The sequence below is a fragment of the Nostoc sp. 106C genome, assembly GCF_002154725.1.
In the GTDB taxonomy this organism is placed as follows: Bacteria; Cyanobacteriota; Cyanobacteriia; order Cyanobacteriales; family Nostocaceae; genus Aulosira.
The window spans coordinates 1-14931 of sequence record NZ_MTAW01000161.1 but is presented as its reverse complement, the minus strand read 5'-3'; the positions used below and the strand labels follow the sequence as shown (position 1 = coordinate 14931).

Below are 14931 nucleotides of genomic sequence, written 5' to 3'. Positions count from 1 at the left end.
CTGATCGTCGCCTAGGTGCGCTCTTACCACACCTACTAGCTAATCAGACGCGAGCTCATCTTCAGGCAGCAAGCCTTTTACCTCTCGGCACATCCGGTATTAGCCACCGTTTCCAGTGGTTGTCCCCGACCTGAAGCTAGATTCTCACGCGTTACTCACCCGTCCGCCACTGTGTCCGAAAACACCGTTCGACTTGCATGTGTTAAGCATACCGCCAGCGTTCATCCTGAGCCAGGATCAAACTCTCCATTTTGTTCTTTTTCGAGTTTTTTTTCCGAAAACTTAATTCCGTTTTCAGAAATCCTGTTAAATTTTGGTTAGATTTTTGAGCTTTGCCCAAAAAAACCTGTTTGACGAGGATTGGTTTGATTTTAAGCTTTCAAAGTATTTCTTTTTCTCGGTTCGGTTACTTGGGCGTTTTTGCCTCGCCCTCAGCACTTATCTAAGGTAACAACTCTCTTGGTGATTCGTCAAGGGGTTATCACAACTTTTTTTTAACGGGGACTTAACCCAATACTTCGCCAATTTGCAAAGCTTAAACACCAATCAATATCTTTGCAAAAAAATAAGAGTATATAAAAATTTTGGCAAGATAACTCTTAGAGCTGATTCGTAAAGTAAATATTAAGCAGCTAATCGCCTAACCATGAGACGAAGCAAAGAACCATAAATCATGGCTTCACTGACTTCGGAATAGACTTACGTCTAATGTGAATTAAATAGGTTGGGACTGGAAAGTGAGAACATCAATACCAAAACAGCGACGGAGCAACAAACGCAGAGTATGAGATGCAATCTTGGCTGCTATATGTACACAAAAGCCATCAATAGTTTTGTTAAGTAAGCGTTCGGGATTACGACCAGTGTTTTGAATTTCGTGAAAAACACCTTCAACACGCGCTCCGAACACGACTAATAAAGCGCTTCAAACTATGAGAATGTTGAAGATGCTGGTTATCACGGGTAAGTGTCCAGATGTGATTACCTGTGCGATCAGCGTAGACGCGAAGCGGCTTGTCGCTAGACATCGCGGTCTGCCAATCAGCAGAGATAAATCCTTTATCTGCATAAATATCACTAGAAGCAACCATTTCTAAAATACCTTCGGATGCAATCTTCTCATCTGTATTAGCAGGCACAATATCATAAGCAATAGGAATTCCATTCCAGGTTGACAACATAACCAGCTTGTAGCCAAAATAACGCATTTCTCGCTTCAGCACACCAGCCGGGGGTAGCATTGACCGCAAAGTCACTATATCGTTTATCACGCTTGAGTCCCAAGACTGGTAAGGGTTTGGTGTCGAGAAGGAAATATTTTTCACTTTCCCCAACCAATTGCGCCACCCAACTGCGGCGTAACTTCTCTAACATTCCATCTAATTTGCGTAATCGGCGATTAAATTGACTCTGGTCAAGTAAATTGGGAAACCATTCAAAGTAATTTCCTCGGATAAAACCCAGAAACTGTGTTTCTCCAGGAAATGGTAGATAATCCATTATTAGCAGCAGTGTCATGATTTCACTATCGCTCATGCTTGCTTTCACTCCTGGCTTTAAGAGTGTTGTATTTTTTACCTGCTTTTGATACCAGTCATCTACGATGACAAAGATGGTTGTTAATAGCGTTCCAAAGTCTATGCTAGTCATGGGGGAAGTCTGAATTGAAAAGCTGGTAACTTTCATCTTCTTACTTCTCCCGCCTTTTTTCTAATTCACATTAGGCGTGACTTCATAATCTTTACTCAAGCGCCGAAATCGATTCAACCATCCAAAAGTGCGCTCCACAATCCATCGCTTAGGCAATTGCTCAAAAGTGTCGGCGGTTCGTGCAATCACTTCCACTCGCACCAGCTCGCCACAGACTTGCTTGACAGCATTGGCAAAATTCTTACCAGAATAGCCTTGGTCTACCCAGATCACTTCTAATTGGGATAATTTTTCCTTTGCTTCATCCAGTACAACCACTGCTCCTAATCGTTGCTAGGCATTAGCTTCGGTCACGAAAACTCCAAGTAACAATCCTTGAGAGTCTACGACGATATGGCGTTTACGCCCTTTAACTTTCTTACTACCATCGAAACCGTAGACCTCCCACGCCAGTTGCTTCAAGTCGGCAGAGCCGCCCAACGCACTGGCTCCTTTTTTTCCGTTGTCTTGACGGATTGAGAATCCGCGGTAAGCGAAGCTATGCCGTTAGGCTTATCGCAACGGTGAAATGCTCATCCTTACCTAATTCTGTTCGTAGTTGTTGGCGAACTTGGTCGTGCATTTGTTGCCAGATGCCTTGACGTTGCCACTTCTGAAAGTAGCCATACACCGTCGTATATGGCGGCAGATCATGAGGTAGCATTTCCCATTGGCATCCGGTTCGTTGTACATAAAATATGGCCCAATCGAATTTCCCGAAAATCGACTGCCACTGGATGACCAAATCCTTTTGGTGCGGGTATGAGCGGTTTCAATACCTCCCACTCACCATCACTGAGGTTGCTAGGGTAAGGTTTTCTTTGGGGATTGGCAATCTCCGGCAGACGAGTCATTTTTAGTACGACCATGCAACTGGATCTAGCTTAAAATCCACTCCTACTCATCCAAAGTCTCTTTAAATTTTCTTTACGAATCAGCTCTTAATAATAAGAGGATGTTTGAAAAGTCGGCAACTGAGTAAAAAAAGCTCTCAGGGCGTAAGCTGTTAATTAAGTAAAGACAACAGCACCACTGAGAGGCTATGAGTAAATCATAATCCACCAACCTGACCCAAGACCAATGGGAACTGATTGAACCTTTAATCCCAGCAACTAAACCTGGTGGTCGCCCAAGAGAAGTGGATGTTTGGGAGGTTCTCAACGCTATTTTTTATGTTCTCTATGAAGGGTGCCGATGGCGTGGATTACCAGGGGATTTTCCAAACTGGCAAACAGTTTATACCTATTTTCGGAATTGGCGCATCGATGGCACCTGGGTAAGGATACACGACAGACTGCGGGAATGGACTAGGGTTGATCGTGACCGTGAGCCAATCCCATCTGAAGCTATCATAGACAGTCAAAGTGTTAAAAGTGCAGCGATGGTGAGTCAAGCGGTTGGCTATGATGCTGGTAAAAATGTGAAGGGGCGCAAGCGATTTCTCACAGTGGATACTTTAGGCTTAGTTCTACGAGTATTAATTACAGCAGCCAGTGTAGGCGAGCGCGAAGGTGGAAAAAGGGTACTTAACAAGGTTAAAAAAATGCAACCTTCCATGTCGAGACTTAATATAATATGGGTCGATGCTGGTTTTGACGGCAATCGATTTATGCAGTGGGTTATGGATTTCTGCCGTTGGATTGTCAAGGTAGTTATACGACCAAAAGAACGTAGAGAGTTTGTATTGTTACCAAAACGTTGGGTTGTTGAGCGCACATTAGGCTGGCTAACTTGGTGTCGGAGATTGAACAAAGACTACGAGCTATTACCTGAAACCGCAGAGACATTTGTATACATCGCCATGATTCGGGTTATGGTGAGGCGATTGGCATAAATTTTACTTTCGATAACTTTTCAAACATCCTCTAAGCGCTTCTCTTAACAAACCTGAGTTCGGCATAAGCAAAGGGACAGGTACCCATCTGAAAATAAAGTCAAATCCAGCACTTGTCCTATAGTTAGTTGAGATGCTTTATTTTGCTACGTAGATGATCTTTGTAACACGTTTGGAACGCAATAGCACAAAAAGTAAGTTCTGTGCGGATTAATTGCTTATTGCTATCAACTTAACAAACCCAGCCCTTAGATGCAGTGGCTTTTCTAACAAAGAGCTTAACCCAAACTCTGGTTATGAAAAAGAAATCAAGGTTCTATTGTAAAAGTTAGAACAGTACCAACCTCAATGACAGCATTCTGAAACATTACCCAAAGGAATATCAATATTTTCGCAATTTGACTAGTATCTTATTTACTTGCTAGTACCTTATTACCCAGTAACTTTACCCACGATTTTTAATTAAAATTACTTGTACTATTTTTATTGCTACTTCCCTTGAAACCCCTAAGGCTTGATATAGATCATTTAAAAAAATGGTTTCTTCATCTGTAACTATACCCTCAGCTAGCAACAAATCTGTAGCTACTGCAAATGCTGCTTCCCGTAAGTCTTGATTTAAGGATTCTTTAGCTGCATTGAATAAAACATTCATGCCATCCCGCTGAAGGATACTCAGGATTTTTTCAATTAGCCTGTTCATTAGGTCATTGGTATGATTTCTAAAAAGCTTTAAACGAGATAAAACTGAGGAGATACAACGGGCTTCATCTTCTGACAGATCACCATTTATACATGTTGCAGCTAGAGTAATAGCGGCAAAAGCTTCTGCTGGACTTAATTTAACTTGAGCCTGATTTTCCGTACCCAATACCGTGTCTAATGAACCCATTGTATTTGCTCCTTGATTGAGGTCTCAATAGCGGTACAATCTGCACGTTCTATAACATCGACGTGAGTCTGCAACGCCGTGAGACTTTCATAGTTTAGTGTTCCCAGGATTTCTATACAGCGAACACATAGATTCAATAGGTTTTTGGTGAGAAGGAAAAACCAGGTTGAAACTTAGCGTTCTCCCGTCTTTTCTATCGTTTCTATTACTGCTAAACCTATACCAGAAGCTGCTATTAGCACTATTGCTGATATCAAATAGGCGTTGGTAAGCATCTGGAGGGCATCATTGAAGAAAATGTAGGTGGTCATTACACTTCACCTCTATAACTCTGTGTTGCTAGTGCTGTTTAATTTCTTCACACCCTGAGTGGTGTATTTCGTTGAGAAATTACTAGCATCTGCATCTTAACAAAACTTTAGCTGTTTAAAAATACATCTCAAACTTTTTCTTTTTGAAGTTTCTATGAATTTTCTTGGTATTTAGTTCAATACGATACTGAAAATCAATTAATGTCAAAAATGAGTTTAGATGGATTATGTATTTGTACTTAGGTTTTTAAGTATAAATAAATACATTAAAAAATTTATTTAATTAAACTATTAAAGACAGATTTTTTAGCTTGTTGCTTATATAGCCTATAAATGAAAAACAATAACCAAAAAAATTAATGAATATTATTAGTAAGCCTACTACTTATTTATGTAATTTTTTAGTGTTAATAAAATAAATTATAAAATTATTTGAAATAAACTGCCAAAGTTGCAGTATTACTCTAGCCAAAGTCAGCTTTTCAACTGTCATAGGCTAACTGGTAACAGTTCCTCTGCTTTTACGCCTGGCTGAGTCATAGCTATGTCACCAGACTGAAATAAAACTTCACAGTGTTATAGTTAAAAGCTTTGAGATCCACTAGTGCTTTTCTAATGAGCATTACTACTAGATTGCTGCTTGTATCAAGCTCCTAGACTTGAGATACTTTATAGGTCTAACTAGAAGATGAAAGAAGAAGTTTTAAATTAAGCAGCGTCCGATTGTGGCCGTTACTGATTGGGAAAGTGCTGGTAAATCATAGCCACCTTCTAAACCAAAAAGAATTTTTCGAGTTAGCTCTAAACAATAATCCATGAACAAACCATAGTCTGCTGGTTGTAAATTAATACTTGCTAAAGGGTCTGCGGCATTGCCGTCGTAACCAGCACTAATAATTAGTAAATCTGCCTGAAAATCGGCTAAAAAGGGTACTATTATCTTCTCGAATAGCGGCTGATAGACTGCTATATCGCTACCAGGAGGTATTGGCAAATTTATTACATTATTATGAAAGCCACGTTCTGAGGCTTTACCCGTACCTGGATAGCAGGGGTACTGATGTAGAGAACAGTAGGCAATTTGCGATTGAGTTTCCACGATCGCCTGAGTACCATTACCATGATGTACATCCCAGTCAAGGATAGCTACACGGCTAATTCCAGGTTTTTGTAGAGCATAAAAAGCTGCGATCGCAGCATTAGAAAATAAACAAAACCCCATACCCGTATCGCTTTCAGCATGGTGTCCAGGTGGGCGAGCTAGCACAAAAGCTGGATTTTCTGTTGCCAAAACTGTATCAACTCCATCTAACCAAGCACTCACTGCCAACAATGCCACATCATAACTGCGTGGAGAAACTGGTGTATCTCCATCTAAGTAACCCCCCCCAGTAGAAGCAATTTCCTTGACTTTGTTGATGTAATCTAAAGTATGAGCTTGTCCTAGCACAGACATTAGCAAAGGTTTTTCAGATACTTGTGTGGGCAATCGCCAAGCAATTTTTTCTGCAAACTCAGCTTCCTTTAAAGCGTTGACGATTGCAGTCAAACGTTCTGGTCTTTCTGGATGGTAGTTTCCAGTCTTGTGATCGAGAAACTCATCGGAATAGATGACTGGTAGCATAGGATGACAAAATGTGGCAGCAACATACTGAATGCCATTGTATCTTGACCAGTCTATCTAGTCTTTGCCAAACTATGCTTGACTTAACTCAACAATTTTCATAGCCTGACTAAATCAAGATTAAAAGCCTGCGATCGCCAGTTGTTGCCACAGGGCAACGGTAAAATTATAACTAAAGCTGGGATAGCTCCAAAACTAACGCTTTATCGCTGGGTAGGAAGTCTTTGTCACCATAGTTTTATATTACGGTCACTACTAGAATTTTTACTGACTACTTTACTCAGGTAAACTAGCAAATACCTGCGCAACCAGATCCTTGGTTTTAGTTTCTAAATGCTGCCAATCGACTTCTCCAATTTCATCAATTAAACTAGTGTCAATCTCAGAGAAATCGGCATTAGGAACATCTGGGCTGTAGTTAATAAAACACACTTGGTAACATAGATCCCACAAATCGATAGTTACTTGCTGCTCTTGACGCTGCAAACGTAGATGATATCCTGGATGGGGCATTGGCAGACGGGAAAGCGTTTCTCTGATTTCATCTGCTTGTTCTGGGGTTGCTGTTTCCATGTCTTGCAACAGCTGAGTCACAGTTGCTTTGGTTTCATCGGTGGTAGTGGCAGGCCAAATCAATACATCATGATAACTTCCTGTCCAAGAAGACACATCTAGTTGCTTGCGAATGTTATCAACTACACGGATGAAAGCAGGCTGCATCAGAATTTCAGCCTGCTGCCAGGTGACAGAGTTGTTTATTTTGGGTGGCATTGCTAATCAAAAAAGATGTTGAAACAAAAATTAACAATCTATGTTTATTAAAAAAATTACATTTTTAGTTCAAATCTTTTCTCAAGATAGCGGATTTCATGGAGGAAAATTTGGAGATATTGATTAGCATCTGGAAAATTGGGTGTTAACACTGGGGAAAGAATATGATCGGCAAGCTACTAGACCATCGTTACCAAGTAATTAGAGTCTTAGCTCTAGGAGGATTTGGTCAAACCTACATCGCTCAAGATACTAGGCGGCCAGGCAATCCTATTTGCGTTGTCAAGCACCTGAAACCTACTAGTTCCGACCCCAGGGTTTTTGACACAGCCAAGCGCCTGTTCAGCAGTGAGGCGGAAACATTAGAACTTCTGGGCAAGCACGATCAAATACCTCGGCTTTTGGCTTATTTTGACGAAAATCAAGAATTTTATTTAGTACAAGAATTGATTGAAGGAAATACCCTGAGTGAAGAACTCTTACCTGGTAAGCGCTGGAGTGAAACTCAGGTTGTTCAACTGTTGCAAGAAGTGCTGAGTATTTTAGAATTTGTACATAGTCAAGGCGTAATTCACCGCGACATCAAGCCAGATAATATTATTCGTCGGGCTTCTGACAATAAATTAGTTTTAGTAGACTTTGGGGCAGTTAAACAACTGCGTACACACTTGGCTACACCTGGGGGACAACCTACTGCTACGGTAGTTATTGGTACTCCCGGTTATATGCCAACAGAACAAGGGCAAGGTAAACCCCGTCCTAATAGCGATATCTATTCTTTAGGTATAATTGCTATTCAAGCTATAACAGGAGTGACAGCAACAGCATTACAAGAAGATCCAAATACAGGCGAACTCCTCTGGCAGCATTTAGTGAGTGTGAATTCTAAGTTAGCAGCAGTGTTGAGCAAAATGGTGCGTTATCACTTTAAAGACCGCTACCAAAGTGCAACAGAAGCATTGCAAGCATGTAGAGAGTTGATGACCCCTGTTACTGTAGCCTCTAAGCTAGAGGAATTTCGCCAAAATTCTAATTCTCAGCAAAATAAAACTCCAACTCAAGTGTCTCGGCAACAAACTGTCGCAGTTGCACCAGCTAATAAAGTGGTTGCTAAACCTGTTCGTCAAGACTCTAACAAACCTGACCCATTACCTTTAATCGTAGGGCTTTTATTAGCAGGCGGTGCTGCTGCTTTGGTCACAAATGTCTATCCAAGCGTGAAAAATTTAGCTGCTAATCTAACAGGTAATGATACTACTTTAGATAACAACTGTTTAGCTGTTGTCGTGGGCAATTCTAATATTCGTTCTGAACCTAGTGCCATCAATTCTGACAGTGTTGTGCGAACAGTTAACAAGAACACTAAGTTTGAGGTTACTGGTAAACGCACAAAACATAATTGGGTAGAAGTAAAACTTAACTCGGGAAAATTGGCTTGGGCACACTCGGATGTGATAGCAAATAATGAACAATGGACTTCTTGTTTGCGAGACAAAGGGATTGCAATTAAGACAGTAGATGATAATACCCTGATTGCTAATCGACCGCTTCTGAAGGCAAAACCTAAATCTAACCAAGTAGCAAGTTCATCACCAAATAAATCAGAACCTTTCCAGTCAGAACCATTTACTTCGGACGCTGAAAAAACAGAGCAATCGCCATCTACAGATAACAGCACTCAGGTTTTGGAAGAAGCAAAGAAGAAGTATGAATCCGGAGATTTACCAGGAGCGATCGCACTGCTAAAATCTGTACCAAAAACGGCTTCATCTAGTTTCAAAGAAACTGCCGTGATGATTGCTCAGTGGCAGCAAGATTGGGCTAAGGCAGATGCTTTGTTTAATGATATTAATACGGCAGTAGCCCAAGGTCAATGGGATAAAGTTTTGGATTATCAAAAACACCCAGAAAAGTTGCCTAACATTAAATATTGGCAAGACAAATTAGAGCCATTATTTAAACAAGCTGCGGAAAATATAGCCAAGCAAGGACTATCTCAAATTGAAAAATATGGTAATCAGCATTTACCAAGCCAGGAAAAACCAAATACGATAGATAACTCAGTTCCGCAAAAAATCGATAATAAAAATCTGTAAGCTTTTTTCTATTAATGATAATTTGTAATTCTTGCAGTTAGAGTTTGTACATCATGTTTCAAAACAAAGGGGTATAATCTTGTAAACTTGTTAAGCTAACTCTTGAGAATATCTATAAATATTATGTAAATTCATCGTGAACTTGCATAATTTTTACATAACTTTCTGAGATTTTTAAAGAAATATATGGTTTAGTCCGAAATTTTTACTGGAGACAGTGAGTTTTATACTATCTAATGTTCGTGGGATGTATCCTTTGATTCAGCAAAGCAATTTTCCAGAAAAGTGGAAACGTGAGGGTGGAACATGCCATATTTAATTTACGCCCCTAACACTCCTCAAGAAAGACTTCATCAGTTGAAGTTTGGTCTCAACACTATCGGACGCAGCGGTGATAACACCATTGTGCTCACAGATGAGAGCTTATCTCGTTATCATGCAGAAATTATAATTGCTGAGGATCGGATTACCATTAAGGATCTGCAAAGCCTCAATCACACTTTTGTCAATCATGCCAAAATTGATCAATATGAACTTAGAGACGGAGATTTAATTAATTGTGGGAACGTGGAGTTAAAATTTGTTGACAAAATTAACGCTACACCCACACCTTCTACTATTAACTCTAAACAGGCATCTATAAGTGAACAAGACTGTCAAATAACTATTCCTGAGACGATTGTCAAACAATTCTCTACTGAGCAAAGCCGCTTTAAGATGCAGGATTTACTGGATTCTCCAGGGAGAGGAGATTCACTTCTGCGGCTTTCACATCGGGGTAGTAATCAACGGACAGTAGATAAATTGAAAATCTTGCTAGAGGTAAGCAAACAGCTTTCTTCTCCTGAAGAGCCTGACCGACTATTAGAGAAGATTCTCGATCTCCTATTCGAGATTATCAATGTAGACCGAGCGGTAATCTTGATGGTTAATGAAACAACAAAGCAGCTCGAACACAAAGCCGTTAAGCTGCGCTCAGGAGTTTCCAGTGAGAATCAATTTTATAGTAAAAATATTACAAATTATGTATATAAAAATGGCAATGCGATTTTAACTACTGATGCTTGTCTCGACCAGCGGTTTAATGATTCAGAGTCTGTATTTGTACAAACCATTCGTGCTTCAATGTGTATTCCTCTCAAACCAAGAGAGGAAGTGATTGGGGTATTATACGTTGATAATTTGTCTCTGTCGGATGTTTACTCTGACGAAGATGTAGAATTTCTGACTGCTTTAGCTAATCAGGCCGCGATCGCTATTGACAACGCCAATCTCTACAAAAAAATCGAAGCTGAAGCAGTCATGCGTAACAAGCTAGAGCGATTCTTTCCCGAAGCTGTGAGGAAAAAGCTTAAGGAAGAAGTCAACTTGGGAATTGTTGATACAGAAGTAACAGCCTTATTTGCTGATATTACTAATTTCACTAAAATGTCTTCTACAATGCAGCCGCGTCAAGTGATTGCGATGCTGAATGAGTACTTCGAGGTCATGGTAGAGGAGATTGTCTTTCGCTATGAAGGCACTTTAGAAAAATATATTGGCGATGCTTTATTCGCTATTTGGGGTGCTCCTTATCGCAAGCCCGATGATGCACAGCGAGCCATACAAGCAGCCATTGATATGCAATGGGCAGTACAGCGGCTCAATCAAGAGTGGGTGCAGCAGGGTAAGCAACCGATTCAAATCCATATTGGGCTGAATACAGGAAAAGTGGCAGCAGGCAACATCGGCTCAGAGAAACTTATTCAGTATGCTACTATTGGTGATACAACAAATGTCACTAGTCGAATATGTAATGTTGCGCAAGCTGGAGAGATAGTCATATCTCAAACAACCTTTGATCGGTTGAGGACGATGAATTTGCCTTTTGAAAAAATGTCTCTTGTTCAAGTTAAAGGTCAAGACCAGCCTTTACAACTCTATCGCCTGCTCTGGAATTTATTGCCATCAAAATATTCTCAAGGCGCAGGAATTGTAAATGTAGCTGTGTCAAGGTAGTCCAGCCTTTGCAGTCGAGTGAGGCTGATTCGTGTTAACAGAGGATAGATACTTGTATAAATTCCTCTGTGGCTGCTATTCAAATCAGGCGATCGCTGATTTGAGCAAGATCGGCCCTAAAAAATATCAGTAATTCTCCTGAAATAGGAAAGCCTTGGCAAAGTTTACTCGTATTTGAGTTATCAATAGCTAGCTTCTTCATATTCACTGAATTAAAAGTTTGGCGAATGTACTGTTTGAAGTACGTTGTTGTAAAGGGCATGATCAAAGTGAAAGTTTAAGAAATTCTGAATATAGTTGCACGAATGTTCATACCTTCCACTGCTTTGACAGAAGTTGAGCTGGAGTCAGCAATTATTCGCAACCCGCTGATAGTTTCGCCAGATACATCTGTGATGGCAGCGATCACCCAGATGAGTGGTATTCGTGCAATGTGTTCATCTTCAAGAAAGGCAGATAGCGAAATTGAAGCCTTACACCTTGAAGCACGGTCAAGCTGTGTATTAATAGTTGAAAATAATCAGTTATTAGGCATTTTTACTGAACGAGACGTAGTTCGCCTCAGTTGTCAGAAGCGATCGCTAGAGAATCTGGCAATCACAGATGTCATGACACATCCAGTCATTACTTTGCAGCAATCTGCATTTACCAATCTCTTCTTTGCTGTCAATCTCCTTCAGCAATATCACATTCGCCACTTGCCTCTGCTTAATGAGCAAAACCAAATTGTGGGGTTACTGACTCATGAAAGCTTGCGACAATTATCGCGTCCTATAGATTTGCTGCAACTACGCCTTGTAGCAGACGTGATGTCATCGCAAGTGATTTACGCTGCTCCCAATGTTTCTATGCTAGCTGTCACTCGTTTGATGGCAGAACATCAGGTAAGTTCAGTGGTGCTTGTGGAAGAACGAGTTCAGGAGGCACAAGGAAAAGTTCTACAAATCCCACTTGGCATTGTCACAGAGCGAGATATTGTTCAATTTCACGCATTAGAACTAGATTTTGAACGTCTCCAAGCCCATGACGTCATGAGTACGCCAGTTTTCTCGGTTAGCCCAGAGGAATCGCTGTGGATTGTTCAACAAATAATGCAGCAATACCTAGTTAAACGGATAGTAGTAGTTGGAACTCAAGGAGAGTTATTAGGGATTGTTACTCAAACTAGTATTCTCAAAGTACTCAATCCTTTGGAGTTAACTTACTTAGTCGAAGTATTAGAACATCAAGTGTCTCGATTAGAAGCAGAGAAACTAGAACTGCTGCAAAATCGCAACACTCTATTAGAACAGCAAGTTCTTGAACGTACAGCTATACTCAAAGCCAAAGCAGAACAGGAAAAATTAATTGCAACTATTGCTACTCAAATCCGTTCTTCGCTTAATTTACAGAATATTCTCGAAACCACAGTTCAAGAAGTGCGATCGCTCTTAGGCTGCGATCGCGCTGCCATCTGGCAATTCCAACCCGACTGGAGCGTAGTTGTAGTTGCAGAATCCGTAGCGCATGGTTATTCTTCTCACCTAGGTAAACAAATTTACGATTCTTGTTATGCACCTGATTGGGCAACGAGCGATCGCAAAGAACGGACTCGCGTCGTTTGTGATATCTACACGACACAGATGAGCGATTGCCACCGCCAGCTACTCGAATCATTACAAACTCGGGCAAAAATTTTGGTACCAATTATCGAAGGTGATAACCTTTGGGGACTGCTGAACGTTGTTGAAAGCCAAACTCCTCGACAATGGCACGCTGAAGAAATCACTCTCATACAACAGCTTTCGACTCAGTTGGCGATCGCTATCCAGCAGGCTACTGCTTACCAGAAGTTGCAAACAGAACTAGCAGAACGACAACGAACAGAAGCACATCTACGGCAAAGCGAACAACGCTATGCTTCTTTAGCAGCCGCAGCACCAGTTGGCATTTTCCGAACTGATGCTCAAGGAAGCTGTCTTTACGTTAATGAACGCTGGTGCAAAATTACTGGACTAACTTCAGAAGAAGCCGCCGAAGCTGGATGGGTTAAAGGACTTCACCCTAACGATCGAGAAAAAGTTTTAGCTGAGTGGTCTTATGCTGTTAAAGAAAATCGTTCTTTCCAGCTAGAATATCGATTTCAGCAGCCTGATGGTACGGTGGCTTGGGTATTTGGACAAGCTGTTGCAGAGTACGATTTATTAGAAAAAATTACAGGATATGTTGGCACAATCACTGATATTAGCGATCGCAAACATGCAGAAGAACAGCTACTTTACAATGCCTTGCATGATGCTCTAACTGACTTACCCAACCGTAACCTATTGATGGAACGGTTAGAACTAGCTATTAACCGAGCCAAGCGAATTGAAAATTATCACTTCGCTGTATTGTTTCTTGATATGGATCGGTTCAAAATAATTAATGACAGCCTAGGACATTTAGCTGGAGATAAACTATTAACTATTATTGCCCAGAGGCTAAAATCTAAAATTCGGGCAATGGATTTAGCAGCTCGCTTAGGTGGTGATGAATTTGTAATTTTGCTGGAAAACCTGCAAGGAATTGAAGAAGCAATTGGAGTCGCCGAGCGGATATTACTAGATTTCCAAGCTCCATTAATGCTTAATGGATATAAAGTATTTATTACCACAAGTATTGGTATTGTTTTAGGTACAGAAAATTATCGCCAAGCCTCCGATTTGCTTCGAGATTCAGATATTGCAATGTATCAAGCAAAAACTCAAGGAAAAAGCTGCTATAAGATATTTGATGCCGAGATGCACAATCAAGCGCTAATCCGTCTCAATTTAGAAAACGATCTTTGTAAGGCCTTAGAACGACAAGAGTTCCTCGTTTACTATCAGCCCATTTTTAATATAAATAGTAATCATTTGATTGGTTTTGAAGCATTGGTGCGCTGGCAACACCCGATTCGAGGATTCATTTCTCCTGGAGAATTTATTCCCGTAGCTGAAGAATCAGGGCTGATTGTGCCCCTAGATAGCTGGATACTTGAAACTGCCTGTCAGCAACTTGCACTTTGGAAAACTCATTGCTCTAATCAATTTTCGTTGAAAGTAAGTGTTAATCTCTCGGTTCAAGACCTTCGTAAAACCACATTAGTTAAGGACATAGAACGTATTTTGGTTCAAACAGGTTTAGATGGTGACTGTTTAACTTTAGAAATTACAGAGAGTATGCTCATTGATAATATAAATGAGGCACTCATTGTATTAGAGCAGTTAAAAAAATTAGGAATTCAAATTAGCATTGATGATTTTGGTACTGGATATTCATCGCTCAATTATCTATATCGCTTACCTGCTGACTTCTTGAAAATTGACCGTTCCTTTATTAATCAAATGCAAGAGGGTAGCCGAAATTATCAACTTGTCAAAACTATAATTACACTTAGCAATCAACTTGGATTAGCAGTTGTGGCAGAAGGTATTGAAAAACAACAGCAGCTTCAATGGTTAAAGCAACTTGGATGTGAATTTGGTCAAGGTTACTTATTTTCTCAGCCTCTACCTGCTCATGAAATTGAAAGATTGTTTATCAGAGAATAATTTTGTGTTAGCTGTCAGTTATTATACCAATTTAGGAAAATCCTGATACGTATAAATTTTTCCTAGGGGTTTAGCATTGCTCATACGTGTCAACTTAACGCGAAACCCTCAGAGGGTGACAACCTACCTATAAAGGTTGCTGCATAAGGGATAGGGCATAGA

At 40.4% G+C, this 14931-nt stretch carries 12 protein-coding genes, 1 rRNA gene and 1 pseudogene; 4 read left to right on the top strand and 10 right to left on the bottom strand.

What is annotated here, in order from left to right; translation table 11 throughout:
- The 5 genes and pseudogenes from BV375_RS24335 to BV375_RS36210 all read right to left on the bottom strand — a co-directional run.
- Nucleotides 1–253, bottom strand: a 16S ribosomal RNA gene (locus tag BV375_RS24335); the annotation flags it as partial.
- 462 nt (nucleotides 254–715) lie between these two features.
- The gene (locus BV375_RS38320) at nucleotides 716–910 is read right to left on the bottom strand and encodes a hypothetical protein (RefSeq protein ID WP_243714034.1); all 195 of its coding nucleotides are present in this window, start codon (nucleotides 908–910) and stop codon (nucleotides 716–718) included.
- Complete coding sequence (locus tag BV375_RS38315; protein WP_243714033.1) at nucleotides 891–1181, bottom strand: hypothetical protein; 291 nt, start codon at nucleotides 1179–1181, stop codon at nucleotides 891–893. Before BV375_RS38315 ends, BV375_RS38320 begins: the two co-directional genes overlap by 20 nt.
- A complete protein-coding gene (locus BV375_RS38310) occupies nucleotides 1144–1686 on the bottom strand; it encodes a hypothetical protein (RefSeq protein WP_243714032.1) in 543 nt (180 codons plus the stop codon). Before BV375_RS38310 ends, BV375_RS38315 begins: the two co-directional genes overlap by 38 nt.
- 42 nt (nucleotides 1687–1728) lie before the next feature.
- Nucleotides 1729–2543: pseudogene (locus tag BV375_RS36210) on the bottom strand (IS5 family transposase); the annotation flags it as partial.
- Between the two features lie 212 nt (nucleotides 2544–2755).
- Between BV375_RS36210 and BV375_RS24315 the strand changes: the two are divergent.
- Nucleotides 2756–3523, top strand: coding sequence for an IS5 family transposase (locus BV375_RS24315; RefSeq protein ID WP_143842194.1), 768 nt, complete (start codon nucleotides 2756–2758; stop codon nucleotides 3521–3523).
- Nucleotides 3524–3968: 445 nt separating this feature from the next.
- Here BV375_RS24315 and BV375_RS24310 read toward each other — a convergent pair whose 3' ends face one another.
- From BV375_RS24310 to BV375_RS24300, 4 genes are all read right to left on the bottom strand, one after another.
- Nucleotides 3969–4415, bottom strand: coding sequence for a tellurite resistance TerB family protein (locus BV375_RS24310; protein WP_086765297.1), 447 nt, complete (start codon nucleotides 4413–4415; stop codon nucleotides 3969–3971).
- A gap of 173 nt (nucleotides 4416–4588) precedes the next feature.
- On the bottom strand, nucleotides 4589–4726 hold the full coding sequence (locus BV375_RS37145; protein WP_166507518.1) for a hypothetical protein: 138 nt from the start codon (nucleotides 4724–4726) through the stop codon (nucleotides 4589–4591).
- Nucleotides 4727–5429: 703 nt separating this feature from the next.
- A complete protein-coding gene (locus BV375_RS24305; protein WP_086765295.1) occupies nucleotides 5430–6350 on the bottom strand; it encodes a histone deacetylase in 921 nt (306 codons plus the stop codon).
- Between the two features lie 276 nt (nucleotides 6351–6626).
- Entirely contained in the window at nucleotides 6627–7121 is a 495-nt protein-coding gene (locus tag BV375_RS24300) for a hypothetical protein (protein WP_086765293.1), read from the bottom strand.
- Nucleotides 7122–7285: 164 nt separating this feature from the next.
- Between BV375_RS24300 and BV375_RS24295 the strand changes: the two genes are divergently transcribed.
- Both BV375_RS24295 and BV375_RS24290 read left to right on the top strand, forming a co-directional pair.
- The gene (locus tag BV375_RS24295) at nucleotides 7286–9217 is read left to right on the top strand and encodes a protein kinase (protein WP_086765291.1); all 1932 of its coding nucleotides are present in this window, start codon (nucleotides 7286–7288) and stop codon (nucleotides 9215–9217) included.
- Nucleotides 9218–9523: 306 nt separating this feature from the next.
- Nucleotides 9524–11215: an adenylate/guanylate cyclase domain-containing protein gene (locus BV375_RS24290; RefSeq protein ID WP_086765290.1), complete on the top strand. Its 1692-nt coding sequence runs from the start codon at nucleotides 9524–9526 to the stop codon at nucleotides 11213–11215.
- Between the two features lie 79 nt (nucleotides 11216–11294).
- Here the strand turns inward: BV375_RS24290 and BV375_RS38835 are convergent, their stop codons facing one another.
- Entirely contained in the window at nucleotides 11295–11417 is a 123-nt protein-coding gene (locus tag BV375_RS38835; RefSeq protein WP_279432959.1) for a hypothetical protein, read from the bottom strand.
- A 103-nt stretch (nucleotides 11418–11520) separates the two neighbouring features.
- Between BV375_RS38835 and BV375_RS24280 the strand changes: the two genes are divergently transcribed.
- Nucleotides 11521–14769 carry an EAL domain-containing protein gene (locus BV375_RS24280; protein WP_086765286.1) on the top strand — a complete coding sequence of 1083 codons (3249 nt, stop codon included), beginning with the start codon at nucleotides 11521–11523 and terminating at the stop codon, nucleotides 14767–14769.
- Nucleotides 14770–14931 lie beyond the last annotated feature (162 nt).

Coding starts and splice junctions, on each gene's coding strand:
- BV375_RS24300 (WP_086765293.1), bottom strand. CDS start 7,121: ATGCCACCCAAAATAAACAACTCTGTCACCTGGCAGCAGGCTGAAATT.
- BV375_RS38315 (WP_243714033.1), bottom strand. CDS start 1,181: ATGTTGTCAACCTGGAATGGAATTCCTATTGCTTATGATATTGTGCCT.
- BV375_RS24290 (WP_086765290.1), top strand. CDS start 9,524: ATGCCATATTTAATTTACGCCCCTAACACTCCTCAAGAAAGACTTCAT.
- BV375_RS38835 (WP_279432959.1), bottom strand. CDS start 11,417: ATGAAGAAGCTAGCTATTGATAACTCAAATACGAGTAAACTTTGCCAA.
- BV375_RS24295 (WP_086765291.1), top strand. CDS start 7,286: ATGATCGGCAAGCTACTAGACCATCGTTACCAAGTAATTAGAGTCTTA.
- BV375_RS24305 (WP_086765295.1), bottom strand. CDS start 6,350: ATGCTACCAGTCATCTATTCCGATGAGTTTCTCGATCACAAGACTGGA.
- BV375_RS37145 (WP_166507518.1), bottom strand. CDS start 4,726: ATGACCACCTACATTTTCTTCAATGATGCCCTCCAGATGCTTACCAAC.
- BV375_RS24310 (WP_086765297.1), bottom strand. CDS start 4,415: ATGGGTTCATTAGACACGGTATTGGGTACGGAAAATCAGGCTCAAGTT.
- BV375_RS38310 (WP_243714032.1), bottom strand. CDS start 1,686: ATGAAAGTTACCAGCTTTTCAATTCAGACTTCCCCCATGACTAGCATA.
- BV375_RS24280 (WP_086765286.1), top strand. CDS start 11,521: ATGTTCATACCTTCCACTGCTTTGACAGAAGTTGAGCTGGAGTCAGCA.